At 48.9% G+C, this 18,538-nt stretch carries 21 protein-coding genes; 4 read left to right on the forward strand and 17 right to left on the reverse strand.

Annotation, left to right across the window (positions count from 1 at the left end; genetic code table 11):
• Window positions 1-142 precede the first annotated feature (142 nt).
• The 6 genes from IQ256_RS17155 to IQ256_RS17180 all read right to left on the reverse strand — a co-directional run bounded on the left by IQ256_RS17155 (window position 143) and on the right by IQ256_RS17180 (window position 3,844).
• A complete protein-coding gene (locus tag IQ256_RS17155) occupies window positions 143-481 on the reverse strand; it encodes a nucleotidyltransferase family protein (RefSeq protein WP_370623473.1) in 339 nt (112 codons plus the stop codon).
• 33 nt (window positions 482-514) lie between these two features.
• Entirely contained in the window at window positions 515-754 is a 240-nt protein-coding gene (locus tag IQ256_RS17160) for a YgiT-type zinc finger protein (RefSeq protein WP_193856774.1), read from the reverse strand.
• A complete protein-coding gene (locus IQ256_RS17165) occupies window positions 754-1,062 on the reverse strand; it encodes a DUF4258 domain-containing protein (RefSeq protein WP_193856775.1) in 309 nt (102 codons plus the stop codon). The genes IQ256_RS17160 and IQ256_RS17165 overlap by 1 nt, the downstream gene beginning before the upstream one ends.
• 60 nt (window positions 1,063-1,122) lie before the next feature.
• Window positions 1,123-2,376: an organoarsenical effux MFS transporter ArsJ gene (arsJ, locus tag IQ256_RS17170; RefSeq protein ID WP_193856777.1), complete on the reverse strand. Its 1,254-nt coding sequence runs from the start codon at window positions 2,374-2,376 to the stop codon at window positions 1,123-1,125.
• A complete protein-coding gene (locus tag IQ256_RS17175; RefSeq protein ID WP_370623474.1) occupies window positions 2,373-3,440 on the reverse strand; it encodes an ArsJ-associated glyceraldehyde-3-phosphate dehydrogenase in 1,068 nt (355 codons plus the stop codon). The genes arsJ and IQ256_RS17175 overlap by 4 nt, the downstream gene beginning before the upstream one ends.
• Before the next feature lie 89 nt (window positions 3,441-3,529).
• Window positions 3,530-3,844 carry a metalloregulator ArsR/SmtB family transcription factor gene (locus IQ256_RS17180; protein WP_193856778.1) on the reverse strand — a complete coding sequence of 105 codons (315 nt, stop codon included), beginning with the start codon at window positions 3,842-3,844 and terminating at the stop codon, window positions 3,530-3,532.
• 409 nt (window positions 3,845-4,253) lie between these two features.
• Here IQ256_RS17180 and IQ256_RS17185 point away from each other — a divergent pair, with 409 nt between their 5' ends.
• A complete protein-coding gene (locus IQ256_RS17185) occupies window positions 4,254-5,213 on the forward strand; it encodes an ARC6/PARC6 family protein (protein WP_193856779.1) in 960 nt (319 codons plus the stop codon).
• Here IQ256_RS17185 and lipA read toward each other — a convergent pair.
• Window positions 5,210-6,112 carry a lipoyl synthase gene (lipA, locus tag IQ256_RS17190; RefSeq protein ID WP_193856780.1) on the reverse strand — a complete coding sequence of 301 codons (903 nt, stop codon included), beginning with the start codon at window positions 6,110-6,112 and terminating at the stop codon, window positions 5,210-5,212. The genes IQ256_RS17185 and lipA overlap by 4 nt on opposite strands.
• A 140-nt stretch (window positions 6,113-6,252) precedes the next feature.
• On the opposite strand from lipA, the gene IQ256_RS17195 reads away from it, so the two are divergent.
• Window positions 6,253-6,885 (forward strand): L,D-transpeptidase, encoded by a 633-nt coding sequence (locus tag IQ256_RS17195; RefSeq protein ID WP_193856781.1) that lies wholly within the window; start codon window positions 6,253-6,255, stop codon window positions 6,883-6,885.
• Window positions 6,886-7,077: 192 nt separating this feature from the next.
• Here IQ256_RS17195 and IQ256_RS17200 read toward each other — a convergent pair whose 3' ends face one another.
• Both IQ256_RS17200 and IQ256_RS17205 read right to left on the reverse strand, forming a co-directional pair.
• Complete coding sequence (locus IQ256_RS17200; protein ID WP_370623475.1) at window positions 7,078-7,686, reverse strand: late competence development ComFB family protein; 609 nt, start codon at window positions 7,684-7,686, stop codon at window positions 7,078-7,080.
• A gap of 97 nt (window positions 7,687-7,783) precedes the next feature.
• Complete coding sequence (locus IQ256_RS17205; protein ID WP_193856782.1) at window positions 7,784-8,737, reverse strand: M23 family metallopeptidase; 954 nt, start codon at window positions 8,735-8,737, stop codon at window positions 7,784-7,786.
• 45 nt (window positions 8,738-8,782) lie between these two features.
• Between IQ256_RS17205 and IQ256_RS17210 the strand changes: the two genes are divergently transcribed.
• Window positions 8,783-9,331, forward strand: a complete 549-nt coding sequence (locus tag IQ256_RS17210) for a DUF421 domain-containing protein (protein WP_193856783.1) — start codon at window positions 8,783-8,785, stop codon at window positions 9,329-9,331.
• 82 nt (window positions 9,332-9,413) lie between these two features.
• Here the strand turns inward: IQ256_RS17210 and IQ256_RS17215 are convergent, their stop codons facing one another.
• Complete coding sequence (locus IQ256_RS17215) at window positions 9,414-10,904, reverse strand: TrkH family potassium uptake protein (protein WP_193856784.1); 1,491 nt, start codon at window positions 10,902-10,904, stop codon at window positions 9,414-9,416.
• A complete protein-coding gene (locus IQ256_RS17220) occupies window positions 10,901-11,308 on the reverse strand; it encodes a TrkA family potassium uptake protein (protein ID WP_193856785.1) in 408 nt (135 codons plus the stop codon). The genes IQ256_RS17215 and IQ256_RS17220 overlap by 4 nt, the downstream gene beginning before the upstream one ends.
• Before the next feature lie 263 nt (window positions 11,309-11,571).
• On the opposite strand from IQ256_RS17220, the gene psbA reads away from it, so the two are divergent.
• A complete protein-coding gene (gene psbA, locus IQ256_RS17225) occupies window positions 11,572-12,651 on the forward strand; it encodes a photosystem II q(b) protein (protein ID WP_193856786.1) in 1,080 nt (359 codons plus the stop codon).
• A gap of 167 nt (window positions 12,652-12,818) precedes the next feature.
• Here the strand turns inward: psbA and IQ256_RS17230 are convergent, their stop codons facing one another.
• The 6 genes from IQ256_RS17230 to psbD all read right to left on the reverse strand — a co-directional run bounded on the left by IQ256_RS17230 (window position 12,819) and on the right by psbD (window position 18,520).
• Entirely contained in the window at window positions 12,819-13,214 is a 396-nt protein-coding gene (locus IQ256_RS17230; RefSeq protein WP_193856787.1) for a DUF5615 family PIN-like protein, read from the reverse strand.
• The gene (locus tag IQ256_RS17235; RefSeq protein WP_193856788.1) at window positions 13,211-13,585 is read right to left on the reverse strand and encodes a DUF433 domain-containing protein; all 375 of its coding nucleotides are present in this window, start codon (window positions 13,583-13,585) and stop codon (window positions 13,211-13,213) included. The genes IQ256_RS17230 and IQ256_RS17235 overlap by 4 nt, the downstream gene beginning before the upstream one ends.
• Before the next feature lie 468 nt (window positions 13,586-14,053).
• On the reverse strand, window positions 14,054-14,254 hold the full coding sequence (gene psbH, locus IQ256_RS17240) for a photosystem II reaction center phosphoprotein PsbH (protein ID WP_193856789.1): 201 nt from the start codon (window positions 14,252-14,254) through the stop codon (window positions 14,054-14,056).
• 78 nt (window positions 14,255-14,332) lie between these two features.
• The gene (psbB, locus tag IQ256_RS17245) at window positions 14,333-15,862 is read right to left on the reverse strand and encodes a photosystem II chlorophyll-binding protein CP47 (protein WP_193856790.1); all 1,530 of its coding nucleotides are present in this window, start codon (window positions 15,860-15,862) and stop codon (window positions 14,333-14,335) included.
• Window positions 15,863-15,925: 63 nt separating this feature from the next.
• Window positions 15,926-17,374, reverse strand: coding sequence for a photosystem II reaction center protein CP43 (gene psbC / locus IQ256_RS17250; protein ID WP_228024987.1), 1,449 nt, complete (start codon window positions 17,372-17,374; stop codon window positions 15,926-15,928).
• 99 nt (window positions 17,375-17,473) lie between these two features.
• A complete protein-coding gene (gene psbD, locus IQ256_RS17255) occupies window positions 17,474-18,520 on the reverse strand; it encodes a photosystem II D2 protein (photosystem q(a) protein) (RefSeq protein WP_228024991.1) in 1,047 nt (348 codons plus the stop codon).
• Window positions 18,521-18,538: the final 18 nt, after the last annotated feature.

The raw sequence follows: 18,538 nt of genomic DNA on the forward strand, positions 1-18,538 counted from the left end.
TCACTGCGCTGATCACAGAAAAAGGCGTTGTGTATCCTCCATACAAGGAAAATCTCAAGCAGTTGATGAGCTGACTCATCGGACGCTGTTAGTATCCCCCATCAGGGCTATGGCATCGATAATATCTACCAGAGAAGAGGAATCATTCTGCATAGAGAATCTCTGCGCTTTCCAGGATGTTCTGGCGACGAATCCAATTACGACTGCGCTCGACAGCTTTTTTGCTGACTAGATCCACCTTTCTGCTGACAAGCGCTTCTAATTCTTCTTTCATGTCAATTTTTTCAAACAAACCGCGTTTTGCATCTGATCGGTAAGAAATCAAAACATCGATATCGCTATCGTCTCGAAAATCGGGTCTTAGTACAGAGCCAAATAGTGCTAACTCAGAAATTTTCCAGCGCACACAAAAATCCTTCAGCTCTTCTGCGGTAATGCCTAAGCGAGCGTAGAGAGTGGTTTTTGGAGAGATTGTGGTCACTGAGCCAACTCACCTGCGAGCTTCGCTTATTACTCAAACAGCTTCACTATACGAAAAAACATTCAAAGGAACTGACCTTAACGGCTTATCTTCACTGTGAAGCATCAGGCGAATTCGCTCTGTCGTCTCTTTGCTAAATGTTTCTTCTCCACAGCGATCGCAAACCGTAGCTGGAATACTCTCGACCAGATAAAGCTTACCCTCAATGTTGAAAACCTCGCTAACTTGGTCAGTGTGCGAACCTTCAAAACCGCAGACCTGACATTTAAACATTATTGATGTCTCCTGTATTCAATCCACTGTTCACGGTTTGGTTCATATAGAGTGATAATTTTTACTAGAGCGGAATTTAGTTTGGACACTTGAAGATGTAGCGCTCGATCTTTCCGAGTAAAGCCTAACAGTAGAGAGCTAGGCGAATATTTGTCGTCTGGATAGTCTTCTATAACTTCCGCAGTAGCACCTGCTTCCTTTATCTCCTGCTGACTAATATTACGCTCTACAGCCCTTTTGAATGCGTGTCGCGTAAATTCAAATCTACCGAGCTGCAATTGCTCGCGAATATCTTTAAGAGACTTCATCACTCCATCGATGGCGTCTTAATCTTGTCTATCACAATCTTGTCTATCACAATCGTCACTCTAGGCTGGGTCCGATAGTTGCAGAGTTGCTATTTCTGCAAGTAGTACAAAGACCGCTGATACCCATAGACAGCCTACCAGTCCGTACATCTGGAAGACTAGACCCGAAAGGACAGTGCCTGCGAGTCTGCCGCCTGAGTTGGCCATGTAGTAGAAGCCGACGTTGAGGGCAACTTTATCGTCTTCGGTGTAGGCAAGAACTAAGTAGGAATGAACGGCGGAGTTGAAGGCGAAGATGATGCCGAAGAAAAGCAGGCCAATAATGATGGTGGGAGCGGGGGCATAGCCAAGCTGGAGAGTGAGGGCGATCGCACTGGGCACTAGAATCAAAATCCCAGTCCAAAATCGAATCGTCCTCGCTTGCGGGGGGTGGCCAGAACCGAACCGCTGCAATAGCGTGGGTGCAAGCGACTGCACCAGCCCGTAGCCAATCACCCAAAGCGCTAAAAAGCCACCGACCTGCTCAAAAGACCAGCCGAGGACGCTGTAGAGAAATACTGGCAACCCAACGACGAACCAAACGTCTCTTGCCCCAAACAAGAAGAACCGGGCCGTCGAAAGCACGTTGATCTCCGGGCTTTTGGAAAATAGCTGGCGCAGCTTCACTTTTGCCTTCACCTTTCCCATCTTCGCAGGTAGCCACCGACTAGAAAGCAGCACAATCAACAAACCTATCGCCATCACTAGCAGCGCATTCACATAGCCAACGGCTGATAACAACAATCCACCTAAGAAAAAACCAACCCCTTTCAAAGCGTTCTTAGAGCCTGTTAGAATCGCTACCCACTTGAATAGCAGCGACTGCGCTTCCTTTGCAATCACTAACCGAATCGCACTCTTAGAACTCATCTTCGTTAGGTCTTTGGCGATTCCTGATATGGCCTGAGCGCACATGACGTAGGGTACAGCTAGTGCGATGGCGAAGCCTCTCCAGTGGAGAATCGCCCAGCTCTCATTCACAGGAGTCAACAGCAGCAAGGCAACAATTTGCATCGCAATACCGCCATACAGCGTTAGCTTTACTCCGCACCGCGACGCTATCCATCCGCCAAACAAATTAGTGACAATGCCAAAGAACTCATAGAACAGAAATAGCATCGCCACTTCTAGCGGCGAATAGCCTAGCGTGTGAAAATACAGCAGCACCAGCATTCGCAATGCGCCATCGGTCACCGTAAAGCCCCAGTAGGCTATTGTCACCAGCACATAGCTACGGATGTCAATCGCACTCAACGTTGAAGCAGACTCTTTCACGACAGTCTCCTTTGGCCAGTCTTTTCTAGCAAAGATGTCGCTACTTTTTGGGCTAGCTCAGCCATCCGATTGGCGTAGCCCCACTCGTTGTCATACCAGGCCAGAACCTTCACCTGCGTGCCGTCTACGACCATGGTTGAAAGGGCATCAATCGTGGCCGAGTGTGGATCGTCTTTATAGTCAATCGACACTAGGGGTCGCGCTTCGTATCCCAAGATATGACCGAGCGAACCAGACGCTGCCTGTTGGAACAAATCGTTGACTTGTTCTATTGTTGTTGGCGCGTTGACTTCAAACACGCAATCAGTCAAAGACGCATTCAGCAAAGGAACTCTAACGGCTAAGCCATTGAGTTTACCGTTTAGTTCGGGAAAGATGGAGCCAATTGCCGTAGCTGATCCTGTTGTTGTTGGAATCAGCGAAAGGCTATTAGCTCTAGCTCTACGCAGGTCTTTGTGAGGGGCATCAACAATTGTTTGGGTATTGGTGATGTTGTGAATTGTGGTGATGACGCCGTGCCGAATACCTAAGCCTTCGTTGATTACTTTGACCACCGGGGCGAGGCAGTTGGTTGTACAAGAAGCGGCTGTTAGCAAGTGGTGCTGATCAGGGTCGTATAAGTCATCGTTGATGCCCATGACCACATTGAGCGCCTTTTCTTTGACTGGCGCAGCGACGATCACCTTTTGGACACCTTGGTCGAGATAGGAATCTAGCACTTCGGGCGTGCGGAACTGGCCTGAGCACTCCAGCACCATATCAACACCGATGTCTTTCCAAGGCACTTCCTTGGGCGTTGGGTGTTCGCTGAAGCTCAGCGCTGAGCTGTCAATCAAGAGCTGGTCGCTGGTCGCTTCTACCTTCGCATCCCACCGACCATGTACAGAGTCAAACTCCAAAAGATGGGCTGCTGCTGTCGTGCCGCCGCTGATCTCGTTGATATGGACAAACTCTAGTGCTGATTCTGATTTTACTTGAGACCATGCCGCCCGCAGGACTAGCCGCCCAATTCGTCCAAATCCGTTGATTGCTACTCGCACCATGCGATCGCCTACCCAAACCACAGACTCATTATTTCAACTTGAATCAAAATGTCAAGTCGCTAAGAACACATTACCTCGGTCTCAATTCAATTCCAGTTGAATTAAAGGCATCAGTCAGAACAGATTCGAGCTGGCAAAATTGGGCTAAACCGGCGGAACTCAGAGAGATACTGCTCTAGAATCATGAACTGCTGTAGATTCAGCCGATAGTAAATCCAGCGTCCTTCTTGTCTCCCTTCAATCAGGCCCACTTCTTTTAGAGTCTTGAGATGAAACGATAGCTTGGATTGAGTAATACCAAGGTGTTTGGCAATATCGCAGGCGCAGAGTTCCTGGTCACGCAACAGCTCTATCACCTGAAGGCGATAGCCGTCAGAAAATGCCTGAAATAGCGATCGCACATTTGATTGAATAGCAGACTTCATAGTAAAGAATTGGTTTCATAGCAATCGAACGTAAATAACTACGTCCGAATGTAAAAAATACTTTCAACGGGTTACATAGTTAAACCTTTCACAAAATAAAATACAGGTGTACTTTCTTACAGCTGAATCACTAACGAGATTAGACCTATAGATTCTCCAGCATAGATGTTTGGTTTATCAAACAGCGTTTAGGAGTGTAAAGTACCAGGTATGCGCGTAATAAGCTGTCATTTTGTTGAAATGCACAAGAGATATAACTTTAAGATTATGTATTCTATAGAAAATACTTTAGTGTACACACAAATGAATTGGTACATATGAACCTTTTTTCTAATTTACGAAACCTCAAGTTTCGATTTATACGGATAGATGGATGCGAACTGCTACAGGCAAATCAATAGTAACTTTCATGGATAGAACTAGTTCACATAGTGCGATTTCGTTTAAGGTACGACTGACTGAGGATGACTGGGAAACTGACTTCAAGAGATGGCGTTGTTCCGCTTTGAGAATACCTAGGGTAGAAGTTAAAAGGATCAATTTTGGTGGTAGCGGAGAGACAGTACTAGGGAACCACTACACACTTGACAAGATTGATGGTTTTATCGAGTGGGATGATAAGAGAGCTGGTGCTCTTCCATCCTCTAAAGACCTAGCTGTTCTACTCAGAATAACTGAAGCTTTATCAACGAAGAGAGATAAAGATAGGTGGAGAAACTCTGCTGTGGCTGCTGCGATAATAGGCGCAATAGCCACAGTTCTAGCTGCAATGATAAATGCTCGATCGCCTCTTCTCTACCAGATTGTCAGTTTACTTAGACCCAGCGACGAAACACCCGGAAATCCGCTGCCACCGAATGAGCCAGCCCCCTCGATATCACCTGTAAGAGAACCAGAACAACCTAATCTAATATCACCGCCTGATCCTCTTGGTAGCCCAGTACCAGACCCTATCCTTTCCAAAGATTCGAATGTTCTAGAAGAAACCGAGGCAATTGATTTAGTTGAAGATTGGTTAGAGGCTAAGTCAAGAATATTTGCTCCTCCATTCGATAAAAACTTGTTAGCTACAGTAGTTCATACGGAGGGACCTTTGTATAAAGAAATTATCTCTTCCGGTAAAGGAATAGATTCTTTGAAGAAGAGTAAGTCTTTCTATACGTTTGAGTCATTTGACCTAGAATTCTGGGGATTTTCTAGTTCTGATAATCCCTTGTTGAAAGCAAGAGTGTCTGAGACTTTCAACTACCACGAACCTCGCAAAAACCCGGAAAGAATAAATAGTACAGCTTCTAACACATATACTTTTAAGGAAGAAGATGGAAACTGGAAAATATACGACTATTCAGACATTGATATTGATTCTTAGCGAGTTCTCTTTAGTTCACCTGTACCGCTTCGAGGAAACCTCTTCATCAACTGCTGAACTTGTTCGGCATGGTATGAGCTACGGGTCAGCGGCGAAGAAATCACTTGCAAAAAGCCCATTTCTTCCCCGGCGATCCGCCAAGCTTCAAATTGCTGTGGGGTGACAAAGGTATCTACGCCCAGGTGCTTTTGGCTAGGCTGCAAGTATTGACCGATGGTGACAATATCGCAGTCCACAGCACGAAGATCGCCTAGCACCTGACGGACTTCAGCATCGGTTTCACCCAGGCCGACCATGATGCCGGATTTAGTGTATGTCCAGGGTGCGATCGCCCGCGCCTGCCGCAACAAATCTAAGCTGCGCTGATAGTCTCCTTGAGGCCGCGTTCGTTTGTACAGGCGAGGAACCGTCTCCGTATTGTGGTTTAGCACTTCAGGCTGACCTTCTAATAATAGAGTCTCCAACGCTGCCCAATTTCCGCACAGGTCGGGAATCAATACTTCGATCGTCGTCTGCGGCGATACTTTTCGAGTTTCTTCTATACAGCGAATGAACTGACTGGCCCCGCCATCGGGCAGCTCGTCGCGATTTACGGAGGTGATCACCACATGGTTCAGCTTCATCCGTCGCACAGCTTCCGCCAAATGCAATGGCTCCATCGGGTCTAATTCCCGTGGCGACTTATCAAAATCGATGTCACAGTAAGGACAGGCGCGAGTGCAAGCCGGACCCATGATCAAAAAGGTCGCGGTGCCAGCGTTAAAGCATTCGCCAATATTAGGACAAGAGGCTTCTTCACAGACGGTATTAAGGCCCAAGTCTTGCAAAATGCCCTTGACGTTGCCTACCCGTTCCCACTGGGGCGCTTTTACCCGTAACCATTCTGGCTTTACTACCACGCTAGAAGTACTGCTCCATAATTACTTTCAAGATGTAAAAATGATTCTATAGCAATCTGCACTTAGCTTACACCTGCATCAAAGGCTACGATGTCTGCCAAACAAAGCTAAGTGTGTAACAGGGGGCGGTAAATTAAGCGATGCAAAGACAATCCCCTATTACCCGCTGCTTTGTCGGGCTGTGCTTTGGTTCGGCAATGGCTTTGGCTGCGTTGGAATGGCGTAATCCTTTTCCAGATCCGGTGATCACGCCCGAGAATCTATCTACTATTAATGAAAGTATCAACGAGAGCCAGTCGCCCTTCAGCCGCTTACAAAGCCGCTTGCAAAAGCGAGAACTTTTCTCAGGCCGTCAGCCCAACCAACCTAAGGCGGCTGAGCAGTCGCCAGTAACGCTACGGCTCTCTCTTTCGGGCCGATACCTAGAGGTTGAATCTCTGGGCAAACCCGTCATTCGATATGAGGTTGCAGTCGGTCAGACAGCTTGGCAAACGCCTGTTGGTAGCTTTACGGTGACTAGCATGATCGAGCAGCCAACCTGGCAGCATCCGCTGACCAAAGAAGACATTCCACCAGGCCCTGACAATCCGCTGGGCGATCGCTGGATTGGATTTTGGACGGATGGCAAGGCCCAGATTGGATTTCATGGCACCAATCAAGAAGAGCTAATTGGTCAGGCGGTTTCCCACGGATGCGTACGGATGCGTAACCGAGATATTCGCGATCTGTATGAAAGGGTAGAGCTGGGCGTTGCGGTCGAGGTATTTCAATAAAAAGCGACCGATGAAGATGACTTCAGCGATCGCAGGGCCGTTAGGCAATTAATTCTAAAGGTTCGGATATAGCGACGACTTCTGCATTAGCCGTTTTAGGTAGATGGAGTTGTTCTAATTAGATATTTGCTTTGGATTGGGCCAGGCGGCCAGTCAAATATAAGCATTCACAGCTATACCTTGCCTCTAGGACTAGGCGACTTCAGACTGCTGTTCAAAATCGTGGGCGTAGTCCTTTAGCAGCTTATTAACCTGACCTAGCAGACCAACATCCTCGCTGCGCTGAAGTTCTTTGCGCTCAGGAAAGAATTCGGGCTGATTGAGACTGCGACCGACTGATTCGGATACCTGCTGAGCGATTAGTTCAGACAGCTCCACACGAGCGTTCTCTCGCTGGTAGCTAGCACCCTCCTCGGTCGTAGCGTACAGAGGTGGTAGACGGTTAAGCGCGTAGGCGGCTACATCTCCTAGGTCGAGCGTCTTTTCGCTTTTGGCTTCTACTTCCGCCACTTGAGAGATAGCTTCGGTCAAGACCAGCTCTTCCATAACGTTGATAAACTGCTTTCGAGGAACGGCCACGACTTCTCCAGTTAGCAAAGAACTCATTAGCTGGTCAAGTGCTGTGTACTCTTCGATAGATAGCTCAGAAGCCGTATCGCAGATACGTCCGACTTCGGCTTCCATCGCAGGGGTTAAGTAGCCATCCTGCAATGCCTGTTCAACTATTTTTCCGATGCTGCTCATGCTCTTATCAAAACTCCGTTCGACGATTCCCACTAGAAATCTGTAGGGTACAGGCATGAGTGTTCCCTAAGCGTCTAGCCATAAAACAAGTTTGTTCGAGCAATCTCCTGGCAGCTCAAATGGCCCTCTTAAAAGGGACAACTAGGTGAGTAAATCACTCCACGCCGTCGTAGCGCCATGGCACTGGATCGACAGAAACGCCATTGACGAATAGTCCCCAGTGCAGGTTGGGGCCAGTCGCAAACCCGGTAGCTCCCATATAGCCAACGAGCTGACCCTGCTGCACCATATCGCCTTCATTGACGGCAAATCCAGAGAGATGGATCATCACGCTGGTAACGCCTTGCCCATGATCGATGCCAAGGGTGTTGCCGTTGAGCACAAAGCCATCTGACTCTCGGCCCACTAAAGCAATCCGACCAGCCGCAGGTGCATAGAGCGGAGAACCGTTGCCAGCGGCGTAGTCTACGCCCCGATGGTAATAGCCTTCGGCAAAGACGCCGTTGTAATAGCGCTGGTTGCCATAGGCCGAGCTGACGTAGCCAGTACTGGGTCTAGCCATCGGGCCGTTCCAGTAGCGGGTGGGCGTACGCAGAGCGCGCAGGGCATCTAGGCTGTCAAACTCGTAGTCGGTGCCTTCTAATCCGGCGCGGCCAGGAGAAAGGTTGATATATTGCGTATTGAAGCTACGATTGCCAATACCCACGGCAATGTTGTTGGTGCCTTCTGGGCCTTCTACTCGTAGCGTCATGCGACCTGGCGCTGTGTTTGGGCTAGTCGGCACTAGCGCTCTGTAACGATTATTCGAGCGATTATTCGACAGTGGAAAAGCAGTGTAAACAGTATCCCCGACGGTCACAGTCGGCATTTCTGCATTATTCTCACCTTGCACAATGACTGATAGGGTATCGCCTTGAGCAGGGTTCTTTGGCAGGATTTGAACGTTGTATGCCTGGGCAGGATGGGCGATCGCACTCCACAAAATGACTACTCCCAACAGCATCGGTAGCAGTGATCGCTGTTGGGTAGTCAGCCTATAGATAGTCGCGCTTAGTGAGCGATAGCAGTCATATAGAGAGGAAACCAAAGAGAAAACAAAGGAATTCATTGTGATTTGCTTGTGTGTCAGTTGCGAAAATAAAGAAGCTTGTTGATGGATAATCTTAGTCAATTTTTTGATCGCCTTTTAGGGCTAAGCGCGGCTGATATCTCTGTGTGGCAGATGTGCATGCGGGCGGTGTTTGTCTATGTGAGTGCGCTGGTGATGGTACGAGCACTGGGCGATCGTCGGTTCGCTGGCAAGTATGCCACTTTTGACGTCATTATAGGCATTATGCTAGGGGCAACTTTGAGCCGGGCGATTGCGGGGTCTTCCCCATTTTTCCCTACCCTGCTTTCTGCATTTGCGCTGGTGGCAATGCATCGGCTGCTATCGGTTGCTTCGTTCCAGTTTACTTGGCTAGAGCAATGGATAAAGGGCGGGCCTCGGATGCTGATCGAAAATGGCAAGGTAAATCAGCAGGTGCTAAGAAAAACCCACATCACCTCTCAAGATCTAGAAGCCGTAATGCGATCGCAAGGCACTTTTCCTCAATCATCTCAGGCTCAATCATCCCTGTCTTGGCAGCAGATAGAAGAACAAATAGACATCGCAACGCTAGAGCCCAACGGCAGCATCAACGTCAAGCTACGGTCCGACTAGGTTAAAAAGCCTTTGTTCCCGTCGAATAATCGCTACAGAACGCTAGTAAAGACAACCGGCTCAAAAGTTGATTCGATCAAAACTAACGGCGACCAAAAACGTTGAGAACATAGCTAAAAGGTGCTGTTAGCAAGATGACAACTGGAATGATCTCTAGTCGCCCCATCCACATCATCATCATTAATGCACACTTGCCTAGCCAGTGTAGCGAAGGACTAGAAATACCGCTAGACAAACCAGCTGCGCCTAGTGCCGATGCGCTCTCAAAGATAGCATCAACAACAGATCCGTTCGGTACTAGCCGAATTAGTACTAAGACACCGCTCAACAGACACACTAGCCATAGCACCAGCAATACAGCGGCTTGTTCTACCTGGCGACTCGCCTGATCAGGCGAGAGGGTTTTCTGATTAATCCGGCGGATGTAAGCCTGATGAGAAGTCAGCCCTAACTTACAAAAATGCCAAGAGACACCCTCTCCTAGTGCGAGTACGCGCGATAGCTTGACGCCACCAGCGGTTGAACCAGCCGCGCCTCCTATCACCATCGCCAAACTCAGTAAGAGCTTGTTAGTAGGGCTCATCAGCTGGATCGACTGGGTGCTAAAGCCGCAAGTCGTGAGCGCAGAGGTCCACTGAAAGATACTGTCTACCCAGGCAAACTGAGCCGATGTGCTGTACTGCTGGGCTGCTACTGCTGCGCTACCCACGATTAGCAATAGCCACATCAGCCGATTCTGACGATCTCGCCAAAGCGTAAATAGCTTTCCTTTTAGGAACTTATCATGCTGCTCAAAGGCGATCGCACCTACCACCATTACCAGCACTATCGCCATCTTCGTAAAGGCTCCATAGACAGACATGCTGTCATCGGTCACGCTAAAGCCACCCGTCGAGATCGCCGTCATGCCATGATTGATAGCTGGCCACCAGTCCATACCTGAAACCCGAAATAAGACAACGCTTGCTGCTGTGTAAAGCGCATATATGATGCAAATTCGACGAACGGTGCGCGTGATCGTCAGCCGCATCCGCGCCTGTCGTGTTTCTGCCTGGTAAAGCGCGTACTGATCTTGCAGCGGCTCTAGCAGTGCGATCGCAAACACAATCAAACCCAAGCCGCCAACCCACTCCATCAGCGATCGCCACCACTGCAAACAAGCCGGTAGATCGCTTTCTGAGAGCACCATGGTCAAACCGGTACTTGTAAAACCCGAAAAACCTTCAAATAGTGCATTTATCAATTCAGTAAAATCCCTAACCGTAGACGGAGCAGCCTCTCCCATGGCGATCGCCGTAAACCACAAGGGCAAGCCACCTATAGCCGCAATCAGTCCCCAGCTAAGCGCCACACTAATCAAGGTCTGCTTAGTTGGAACACTTTCAGGCTTTTTGCCGAGTAGATACAGCAGCAGCGCCAGCAGCGAGGTGATCAAGAGGCTAGCAAGGAACGGCAGTACCGCAAACCATTCTCTCGCTATCAAACAAATCGGCAGAGACAGCAGCAGCATACCAATTGGAATTAGCAAAAATCTACTAACGTCTCGACTAATCGCCGTTAGATAGATCTTCATGGTTTCTCTGAATCAACGTATTGATAGAGCTGATGGGCCACGATACCGGCTGGATCGCTAATCACCTGTACACCTAGGTTCTCAAACATACTGGTATGAGACTGCTGGTTGATTAAGCTAATACAGGTCTCTACCTTATGCTCTTTAGCCAGCACCATAGCCATTAGGTTTTGAGCATCATCATGCGTCGTAGCAATGACCGCATCGGCCCGGTCTACTTCCGCTTCGTTCAAAATATCTTCGTCGCCAATATTGCCTACAAAAGCGCGAATGTCATTCTCCTTCAAGATTTTCCTGGTCCGCTCCTCGTCTTTTTCAATCAGGGCAACTTCATGATTTTGCTCAAGAGCAATCTCGATAAACCGCTGCCCTTCTGGGCCAGCACCCAACACAATTAGATACATCGTTTATCCATAGAATTTGACCACAACGGAACTTGGCCCTAATAGACTTGGCCACGGTCAAGCCAATCGTAATGGTCAGCGGTCTCTACAGAATGTATCTAGAAGAGCAATTGAATCAGCCCTCTAGATAGATGTTCGATTAGCCAAACCAAAGAAGATACCGATTTGCTAAACACCCCCTCTCTTCATTACATCTCCACTTTTCTTTGTTGAAATAAGGTCGGTTCACGTAAATAACTACATTCAACTACATTCCCAAAAACATGACGACCCTTATTCAACGTCCGACTACAAGCCAGTGGGAGAGATTCTGCCAGTGGATCACCAGTACCGAGAACCGTCTTTATATCGGCTGGTTCGGTGTCTTGATGCTGCCCCTGCTCGGTGTCTCTATCACTGTGTTTGTCACCGCCTTCATCGCGGCACCTCCAGTCGACATCGACGGCATCCGCGAACCGCTGTCTGGCTCGCTGCTGTACGGTAATAACATCATCACAGCTGCCGTTGTTCCTACCTCTAATGCCATCGGGCTTCACTTTTATCCAATCTGGGAAGCTGCCACGCTAGACGAATGGCTCTACAACGGAGGGCCTTACCAAATGATCGCCTTCCACTATGTTCCAGCCCTGCTGTGTTATCTGGGCCGGGAATGGGAGCTGAGCTATCGACTAGGCATGCGTCCTTGGATTTGTATTGCCTACTCTGCGCCAGTTGCGGCGACTATTTCTGTTTTCTTGATCTACCCCATCGGTCAAGGCAGCTTCTCTGATGGTCTACCAATGGGCATCAGCGGCACCTTCAATTTCATGTTTGTCTTTCAGGCGGAGCATAATATTCTGATGCATCCGTTCCATATGCTTGGCGTTGCGGGTGTACTGGGCGGTTCCTTATTCTGTGCAATGCATGGCTCATTAGTAACCTCTAGCCTGGTCAGAGAAACTAGCGACACGCAGTCTCAAAACGAAGGCTATAAGTTTGGTCAAGAAGAAGAGACTTACAACATTCTGGCTGCTCACGGCTACTTTGGTCGATTGATCTTCCAGTATGCTAGTTTCAACAATTCCCGTCAGCTTCACTTCTTCTTAGCCGCGTGGCCAGTGGTTTGCATCTGGTTTGTAGCGTTAGGGATTAGTACAATGGCCTTCAACCTCAATGGGTTTAACTTCAATCATTCTGTTCTAGACTCGCAAGGTCGCGTGCTGCCAAGCTGGGCAGATGTGGTCAACCGCGCTAGTCTGGGCTTTGAAGTCATGCATGAGCGCAATGCTCACAACTTTCCACTAGATTTAGCTAGTGGAGAATCTGTTCGAGTAGCGATGCGTGCTCCTCATATTGACGCTTGATATATTCTCTGACGAATAGATCGCGAGCGGCAACTTATCCTCGTTATCTAGGTAGCGCTTTCCTCCGGGAGAGCGCTTTTCTTTTGCCTGCTCAGGCTATAGCGTCGGTTACCGCTTCTAGCCGACGTATAGCTTCTCGCACTTTGCTTTCTACTACTTTGCTTCTACTATGGGATGAAAATTCGTCGTGCGCCCTTGTAATCTTCGATGTCAATCACGATATCAACCAAGCGATCAACACAACGTTCTCTGTAGTTTGGTTCAGCCATTAGCCGATCAATATTGCCTATCGTGACAATAGGTAAAGAGGTAGGCGTATTTTCCTCACGCATCACTTGCTCCAAAGAGTCTTTTCCTTTCATACTCCGGTTAGCAGTAATTAGAATCATCTGGTTGTCTTGAGCATATTGCCAAACAACTCGATCGTCACTCGTAGTTGCCAAATCGACTTCTTCAAACAGAACGAACCGAATCGGGATTATCTCAAGCCAATCACTTGCAACAAGGCTACCTGCCAAAATAACGGAATGTCCTCGTAAGTTGTGGTCAACCAGAAAGTTCATGCTTGTGATTCAAGCTCAGCCCTTCTTGCCTGAAGCTTAGCTCGAATCGCCTCTGTTCCAGGCTTTGGAGGTTTAGCAGCAATGCAAGCGATCCGCTCACGATTTTGCTCCTCATAATACTGCCGTAGCTCCTCAGATTCTTTTAGAACAAGTTTGTACTCCGCTTCAATCTCCATACGGTGTGCCTCAATATAAGACAGCGCAGAACTCATTTGCTCATTAGTAAGGTCAAGCATGGCGCGGATAAACTTGGGCGGGTATTGTGCTGTCACATAGTCCATTACATCGTAAAGCGTGATGCGTGTACCTGAAATCGTCAGACCACGCTCTGTACGAATGATAAGCGACTGTTCGTTAGCTGCAGAAGCCATACCCATCACCTCATAGAATCTATCTCTATAGTACTTAACCCATTCGCCTTCAGGATCAGGTTATCTCTCTATAGCTTTTGTCACTTGAGATGAGGTACAGTTTGCAGACTGAAAGCTTTATATTGCAGCGGTAGGACCCCGCGTCGTCGTACGGCGCTAGCGGTGAGACCCCGCGTCGCTTTGCGGCGCTAGGGAACGCCTACCAAGACAGGGAATGCCTACCAAAACAACGGGTCAAGTGACGCGCCTGTACCGTAGGCTTTGCCTTCTGGCGGAGTATGCGTCCGATACAGGCTATATGGCCAAACATCTAATTCGCTGTAAGTCCTGAATTGATCGACTTCGACCCAAACTAGCGCATATCGAACTTGAGAAGCAGATCGCAAATGTTGATATAGGCTCTAGGTATTGATACCAGACTAATCAACTCTTTCCCAGTCATTTTGAGTATTTGCCAGTGTCCAAGACCTAAACGTCGATGCCTTCAACAATAACAGTCCCGTTGTATAACTGAAGAATCGTTAGAATAAAGAGTAGAAGCGCAACTAGCATGATTCCCATCAGGGGCGCTGTACCCCAACCAGGAACAACTTTACCCGCTTCGGAGTTGAGCTTTCTTAGGGGATACTGCAAAGGTGCAGCTTTGTTGGAAACGAATTTTTGTCGCATCGAGAACCTTATTAGAACAGTTAGTTTGTATTTAGAAAGCGACAGGATGCACTATCATCCTGTCGCTTTATTTTGCTTTTATGCAGGTGTTTGTTGAGAGGTTGGGTCGCCGACCTTCTTAAAGTAGCCCCACTCCACTTGCTCGGCACTCAGGCTCGGATCGATGCCAGCGAACACATCCTGGAAGAGCGCTCTCAAGCCGTGCCAGATATGACCAAAGAACCACAGCAGGCCAAAGATTGCATGGAAGAAGGCAAAGAAACCTCGATTGCTGGTTCTAAACAAACCGTCAGAGTCGTAGACGCTGCGATCAAATTCAAACGGTTCTCCTAGCTGAGCACGACGGGCATATTTTTTAACGTCTTTGGGATCGCTAAACGTTTGTCCATCGAGATCTCCGCCATAAAAGCTGACAGTTACGCCTGTCTGTTCGATGCCGTACTTGGATTCTGCCTGGCGGAAAGGAATATCGGCGCGAACAACGCCGTCTTGGTCAAATAAGACAACTGGAAAGTTTTCAAAGAAGTTTGGCATTCTACGAACTGTGAGTTCCCTGCCTTCGCCGTCTTTAAAGACCGGATGACCTAACCACTCGGTGGGCAATCCGTCACCATCCACCATACGTCCGACTCGGAAGAGGCCACCCTTGGCGGGACTATTGCCAACATAGTCGTAGAAAGCGAGCTTTGTTGGAATCTTTGACCACGCTTCAGATAGGCTTTGGCCCTCGCTGATACCAGATTTTACCCGACGGTTAATCTCCTGCTGAAAAACGCCTTGATCCCATTGATATCGAGTCGGTCCCCAAAGTTCAATCGGGTTGGTGGCGGTGCCATACCACATCGTCCCGGAGGCGATGAAAGCACCCGAAAAGAATACGGCTAGTCCGCTGGCGAGTGCGCCTTCAATGTTTCCCATTCTCAGCCCCTTGTACAAATATTCAGGGGGTCGAACAGAGATGTGAAACAGTCCGCCGATAATGGCAACGATGCCGAGGGCAATGTGATGAGCGACTACGCCCCCCGGATTGTGAGGGTCGAATCCGGCTGCGCCCCATTCTGGCGCAACGCCCTGAATGTGTCCGGTGAGTCCTAGCGGATCGGAAACCCACATGCCAGGGCCGAATAAACCCGTGAGATGAAGAGCGCCAAAGCCAAAGCAGAGAATTCCGGCCAGGGTTAAATGAATGCCAAAGATTTTAGGCAAATCGAGTACCGGTTCGTCTGTCTTGGGATCAAAGAAGGTGGAGATGTCCCAATAGACCCAGTGCCAGCAGGCGGCGAGGAAAGAGAGGCCAGAGTAAATAATGTGGGCGATCGCAACCGTTTCAAACGTCCAAAGTCCAGGGTTTGTAAACGTCTCACCTGTTACGCTCCATCCTTGCCAAGAATTTACCACACCCAGACGAGATACAAACGGCATCAAAAAACAGCCCTGCCGCCACATTGGATTCAAAATTGGGTCGCTAGGATCAAACAGCGCTAGCTCATATAGCAGCATTGAACCTGCAAACCCAGCACAGAGGGCATTATGCATTATATGCACTGCAATCAATCGACCTGGATCGTTCAGCACTGACGTGTGAACGCGATACCAAGGGAGTCCCATCAGATTTTTCTCCTGAAATAAATAATCGGATTCTTTAGCTAGTAACTAGCTAGTTAGAAAGTACTAGTCAGAACGCAGGCTTGGATCAATCGGTGCCATCGACAGCACGGGCTCGTCTTCGCGGTCTAGTCCAGTTTCAAACCCAGCCGCTGCTGCTCTCGCTCTGCCAGCGTGCCAGAGGTGACCGACTAAGAAGAAAAAGCCGAAGATAAAGTGAGCAGAAGCTAGCCAGGTTCTAGGAGAAACATAGTTGAACGCATTGGATTCTGTTGCTAGACCTGCCACAGAGTTTAGTGAGCCAATTGGTGAGTGGGTCATATATTCTGCTGCCCGCCTCAGCTGCCAGGGCTGAACATCATGCTGCAGCCTATCTAAATCCAAACCGTTCTTGCCACGTAAAGGCTCTAACCACGGAGCACGCGCATCCCAAAATCGCATGGTCTCACCACCAAAGATGATTTCTCCAGTCGGCGATCGCTGCAAATATTTACCCAAACCCGTTGGCCCTTGCGCCGATGCGACATCCGCGCCCATGCCCTGATCTCGCGCCAAAAACACAAAAGACTGCGCCTGCGAAGCTTCTGGGACCGTCGGCCCATAGAACACACTCGGATAAGCCGTATTGTTGAACCAGATAAAGGCCGCTGCAATAAACGCCTGACCCGCAACATTGCCTAGACTCTGAGAGAGATAGGTCTCTCCTGTCCAAGGAAAGAGATTATAAGTCCAGCGCAGCGGCGGCACGAGAATATGCCAAATGCCGCCAGCAATCAAAATGCAGCCGATCCAAATATGGCCACCGATAATATCTTCTAGATTATCGACACTGACAATCCAGCCTTCTCCGCCAGTAGGCCTTTTGATCAGATAGCCAAAGATGATGCGTGGGTCTAGCGTTGGGTTGGTCACTAAGCGAACATCACCGCCACCGGGTGCCCAAGGATCGTATAGGCCGCCCCAGTACATTGCTTTGGCCGCAAAGAGCAGAGCAAAGATGCCCAAAATCGCAATATGAAAGCCCAGAATCTGCGCGACTTTGGCTTTATCTGTCCAGTCGAACTGAAAGAAGCCATAGAGCTTTTCTGGGCCTTTGATGGCGTGGTACAGGCCGCCAATGCCCAACACTGCTGAGCCGATGAGATGGGCTACCCCAATCGCAAAGAAAGGGAACATGTTGGTAATCTCACCAGATGTCCCGACGCCAATGCCCAAAGTAGCAATATGGGGCATCAAAATGGCCCCCTGCTCGTACATCGGTTTGGAAAGGTTAAAGTGGGAGACTTCGAAAAGCAGCATGCCGCCCGCCCAGAGCGCCACTAGCCCCGCATGGGCGACGTGGGCACCTAGAAAGCGCCCGGTTAGCTCTGTGGTAATCAGGCGAGCATTGCCGGCCCACCAAGCATAGCCACTAGTAGCCTCGTCATAGCCTGGGCCAGCAGGTGCCAGAATTGATCCGGCTTCAGCGGGAATCGAGAGTGATAAGTCTGGAATCGTTTCGAGTGGGGTTTCCATATGCGTTAGGTCTGATGAAAAAACTATGGATAAGAAAGATGATGAGAAAACTGTAAACAAAAGATGTGGACGAAGAATTGTTTATTCTTATTTGAAGACTTATTCAGAGAAGCCACGGGGCAGAACTTCGTCAGGGAAAACAAACTTTTTAGCAGGCTGATCCATCTCCGACAGCCAAGCGCGAAGTCCTTCGTTCAACAGAATATTTTTGGTATAAAACGTTTCAAATTCAGGATCTTCGGCGGCCCTGATCTCTTGACTAACAAAGTCGTAAGCTCTGAGATTAAAGGCTAATCCGGCCATGCCAATAGCGCTCATCCACAGGCCAGTGACGGGAACAAACAGCATGAAAAAGTGCAGCCAGCGCTTGTTGGAAAAAGCAATTCCAAAAATCTGCGACCAAAACCGATTGGCCGTCACCATGGAGTAGGTTTCTTCACCTTGATCGGTGCTAAAGCCTTTGAAAGTATTTTTGCTTTGGTTGTCTCTAAATAGCGTATTTTGTACCGTTGCGCCGTGGATAGCGCAGAGTAGCGCCCCACCCAGCACGCCCGTTACGCCCATCATATGAAAGGGGTTAAGCGTGTAGTTATGAAAGCCCTGGAAGAAAAGTAAAAAGCGGAAGATCGCAGAGACGCCAAAGCCGGGGCCGAAAAACCAGCTAGATTGACCCAGCGGATAGATCAAAAACGTGGCGCAGTAGACGGCGATTGGAGCAGAAAAGGCGATCGCATTATAAGGCCGAATTCCCACTAGTCTGGCGATTTCGATTTGCCTGAGCATAAAGCCAATCAGTGCAAATATGCCGTGAAAGGCGGTAAATGTCCAGAGCCCGCCAATCTGGCACCAGCGCACAAATTCTCCGTTCGCCTCTGGCCCCCAGAGCAGCAAAAGCGAATGGCCCATGCTCTCTGCTGGCGTGGACACCGCTACGGTGAGGAAATTACAGCCTTCTAAATAAGAAGAAACTAGGCCGTGGGTGTACCAAGAGGTGACAAAGGTTGTGCCCGTAAACCAAGCGCCAAGTGCCAAAAAGGAACAGGGAAAGAGCAGTAGCCCAGACCAGCCGATAAACACAAAGCGATCGCGCTTTAGCCAGTCATCGAGCTGTTTGACTCTATCTTTGGCTGAGCCAAGAGAGCCCATCGTAATTGTCATTGTTGT

The organism is cf. Phormidesmis sp. LEGE 11477, assembly GCF_015207105.1.
In the GTDB taxonomy this organism is placed as follows: Bacteria; Cyanobacteriota; Cyanobacteriia; order Phormidesmidales; family Phormidesmidaceae; genus Phormidesmis.

Bases quoted from the DNA above. Each gene is read 5' to 3' on its own strand.
- IQ256_RS17160 (WP_193856774.1), bottom strand. From the start codon at position 754: ATGTTTAAATGTCAGGTCTGCGGTTTTGAAGGTTCGCACACTGACCAA.
- IQ256_RS17165 (WP_193856775.1), bottom strand. From the start codon at position 1,062: ATGAAGTCTCTTAAAGATATTCGCGAGCAATTGCAGCTCGGTAGATTT.
- IQ256_RS17180 (WP_193856778.1), bottom strand. From the start codon at position 3,844: ATGAAGTCTGCTATTCAATCAAATGTGCGATCGCTATTTCAGGCATTT.
- IQ256_RS17185 (WP_193856779.1), top strand. From the start codon at position 4,254: ATGGATAGAACTAGTTCACATAGTGCGATTTCGTTTAAGGTACGACTG.
- IQ256_RS17195 (WP_193856781.1), top strand. From the start codon at position 6,253: ATGCAAAGACAATCCCCTATTACCCGCTGCTTTGTCGGGCTGTGCTTT.
- IQ256_RS17200 (WP_370623475.1), bottom strand. From the start codon at position 7,686: ATGCCTGTACCCTACAGATTTCTAGTGGGAATCGTCGAACGGAGTTTT.
- IQ256_RS17205 (WP_193856782.1), bottom strand. From the start codon at position 8,737: ATGAATTCCTTTGTTTTCTCTTTGGTTTCCTCTCTATATGACTGCTAT.
- IQ256_RS17210 (WP_193856783.1), top strand. From the start codon at position 8,783: ATGGATAATCTTAGTCAATTTTTTGATCGCCTTTTAGGGCTAAGCGCG.
- IQ256_RS17215 (WP_193856784.1), bottom strand. From the start codon at position 10,904: ATGAAGATCTATCTAACGGCGATTAGTCGAGACGTTAGTAGATTTTTG.
- IQ256_RS17220 (WP_193856785.1), bottom strand. From the start codon at position 11,308: ATGTATCTAATTGTGTTGGGTGCTGGCCCAGAAGGGCAGCGGTTTATC.
- psbA (WP_193856786.1), top strand. From the start codon at position 11,572: ATGACGACCCTTATTCAACGTCCGACTACAAGCCAGTGGGAGAGATTC.
- IQ256_RS17230 (WP_193856787.1), bottom strand. From the start codon at position 13,214: ATGAACTTTCTGGTTGACCACAACTTACGAGGACATTCCGTTATTTTG.
- IQ256_RS17235 (WP_193856788.1), bottom strand. From the start codon at position 13,585: ATGGCTTCTGCAGCTAACGAACAGTCGCTTATCATTCGTACAGAGCGT.
- psbH (WP_193856789.1), bottom strand. From the start codon at position 14,254: ATGCGACAAAAATTCGTTTCCAACAAAGCTGCACCTTTGCAGTATCCC.
- psbB (WP_193856790.1), bottom strand. From the start codon at position 15,862: ATGGGACTCCCTTGGTATCGCGTTCACACGTCAGTGCTGAACGATCCA.
- psbC (WP_228024987.1), bottom strand. From the start codon at position 17,374: ATGGAAACCCCACTCGAAACGATTCCAGACTTATCACTCTCGATTCCC.
- psbD (WP_228024991.1), bottom strand. From the start codon at position 18,520: ATGGGCTCTCTTGGCTCAGCCAAAGATAGAGTCAAACAGCTCGATGAC.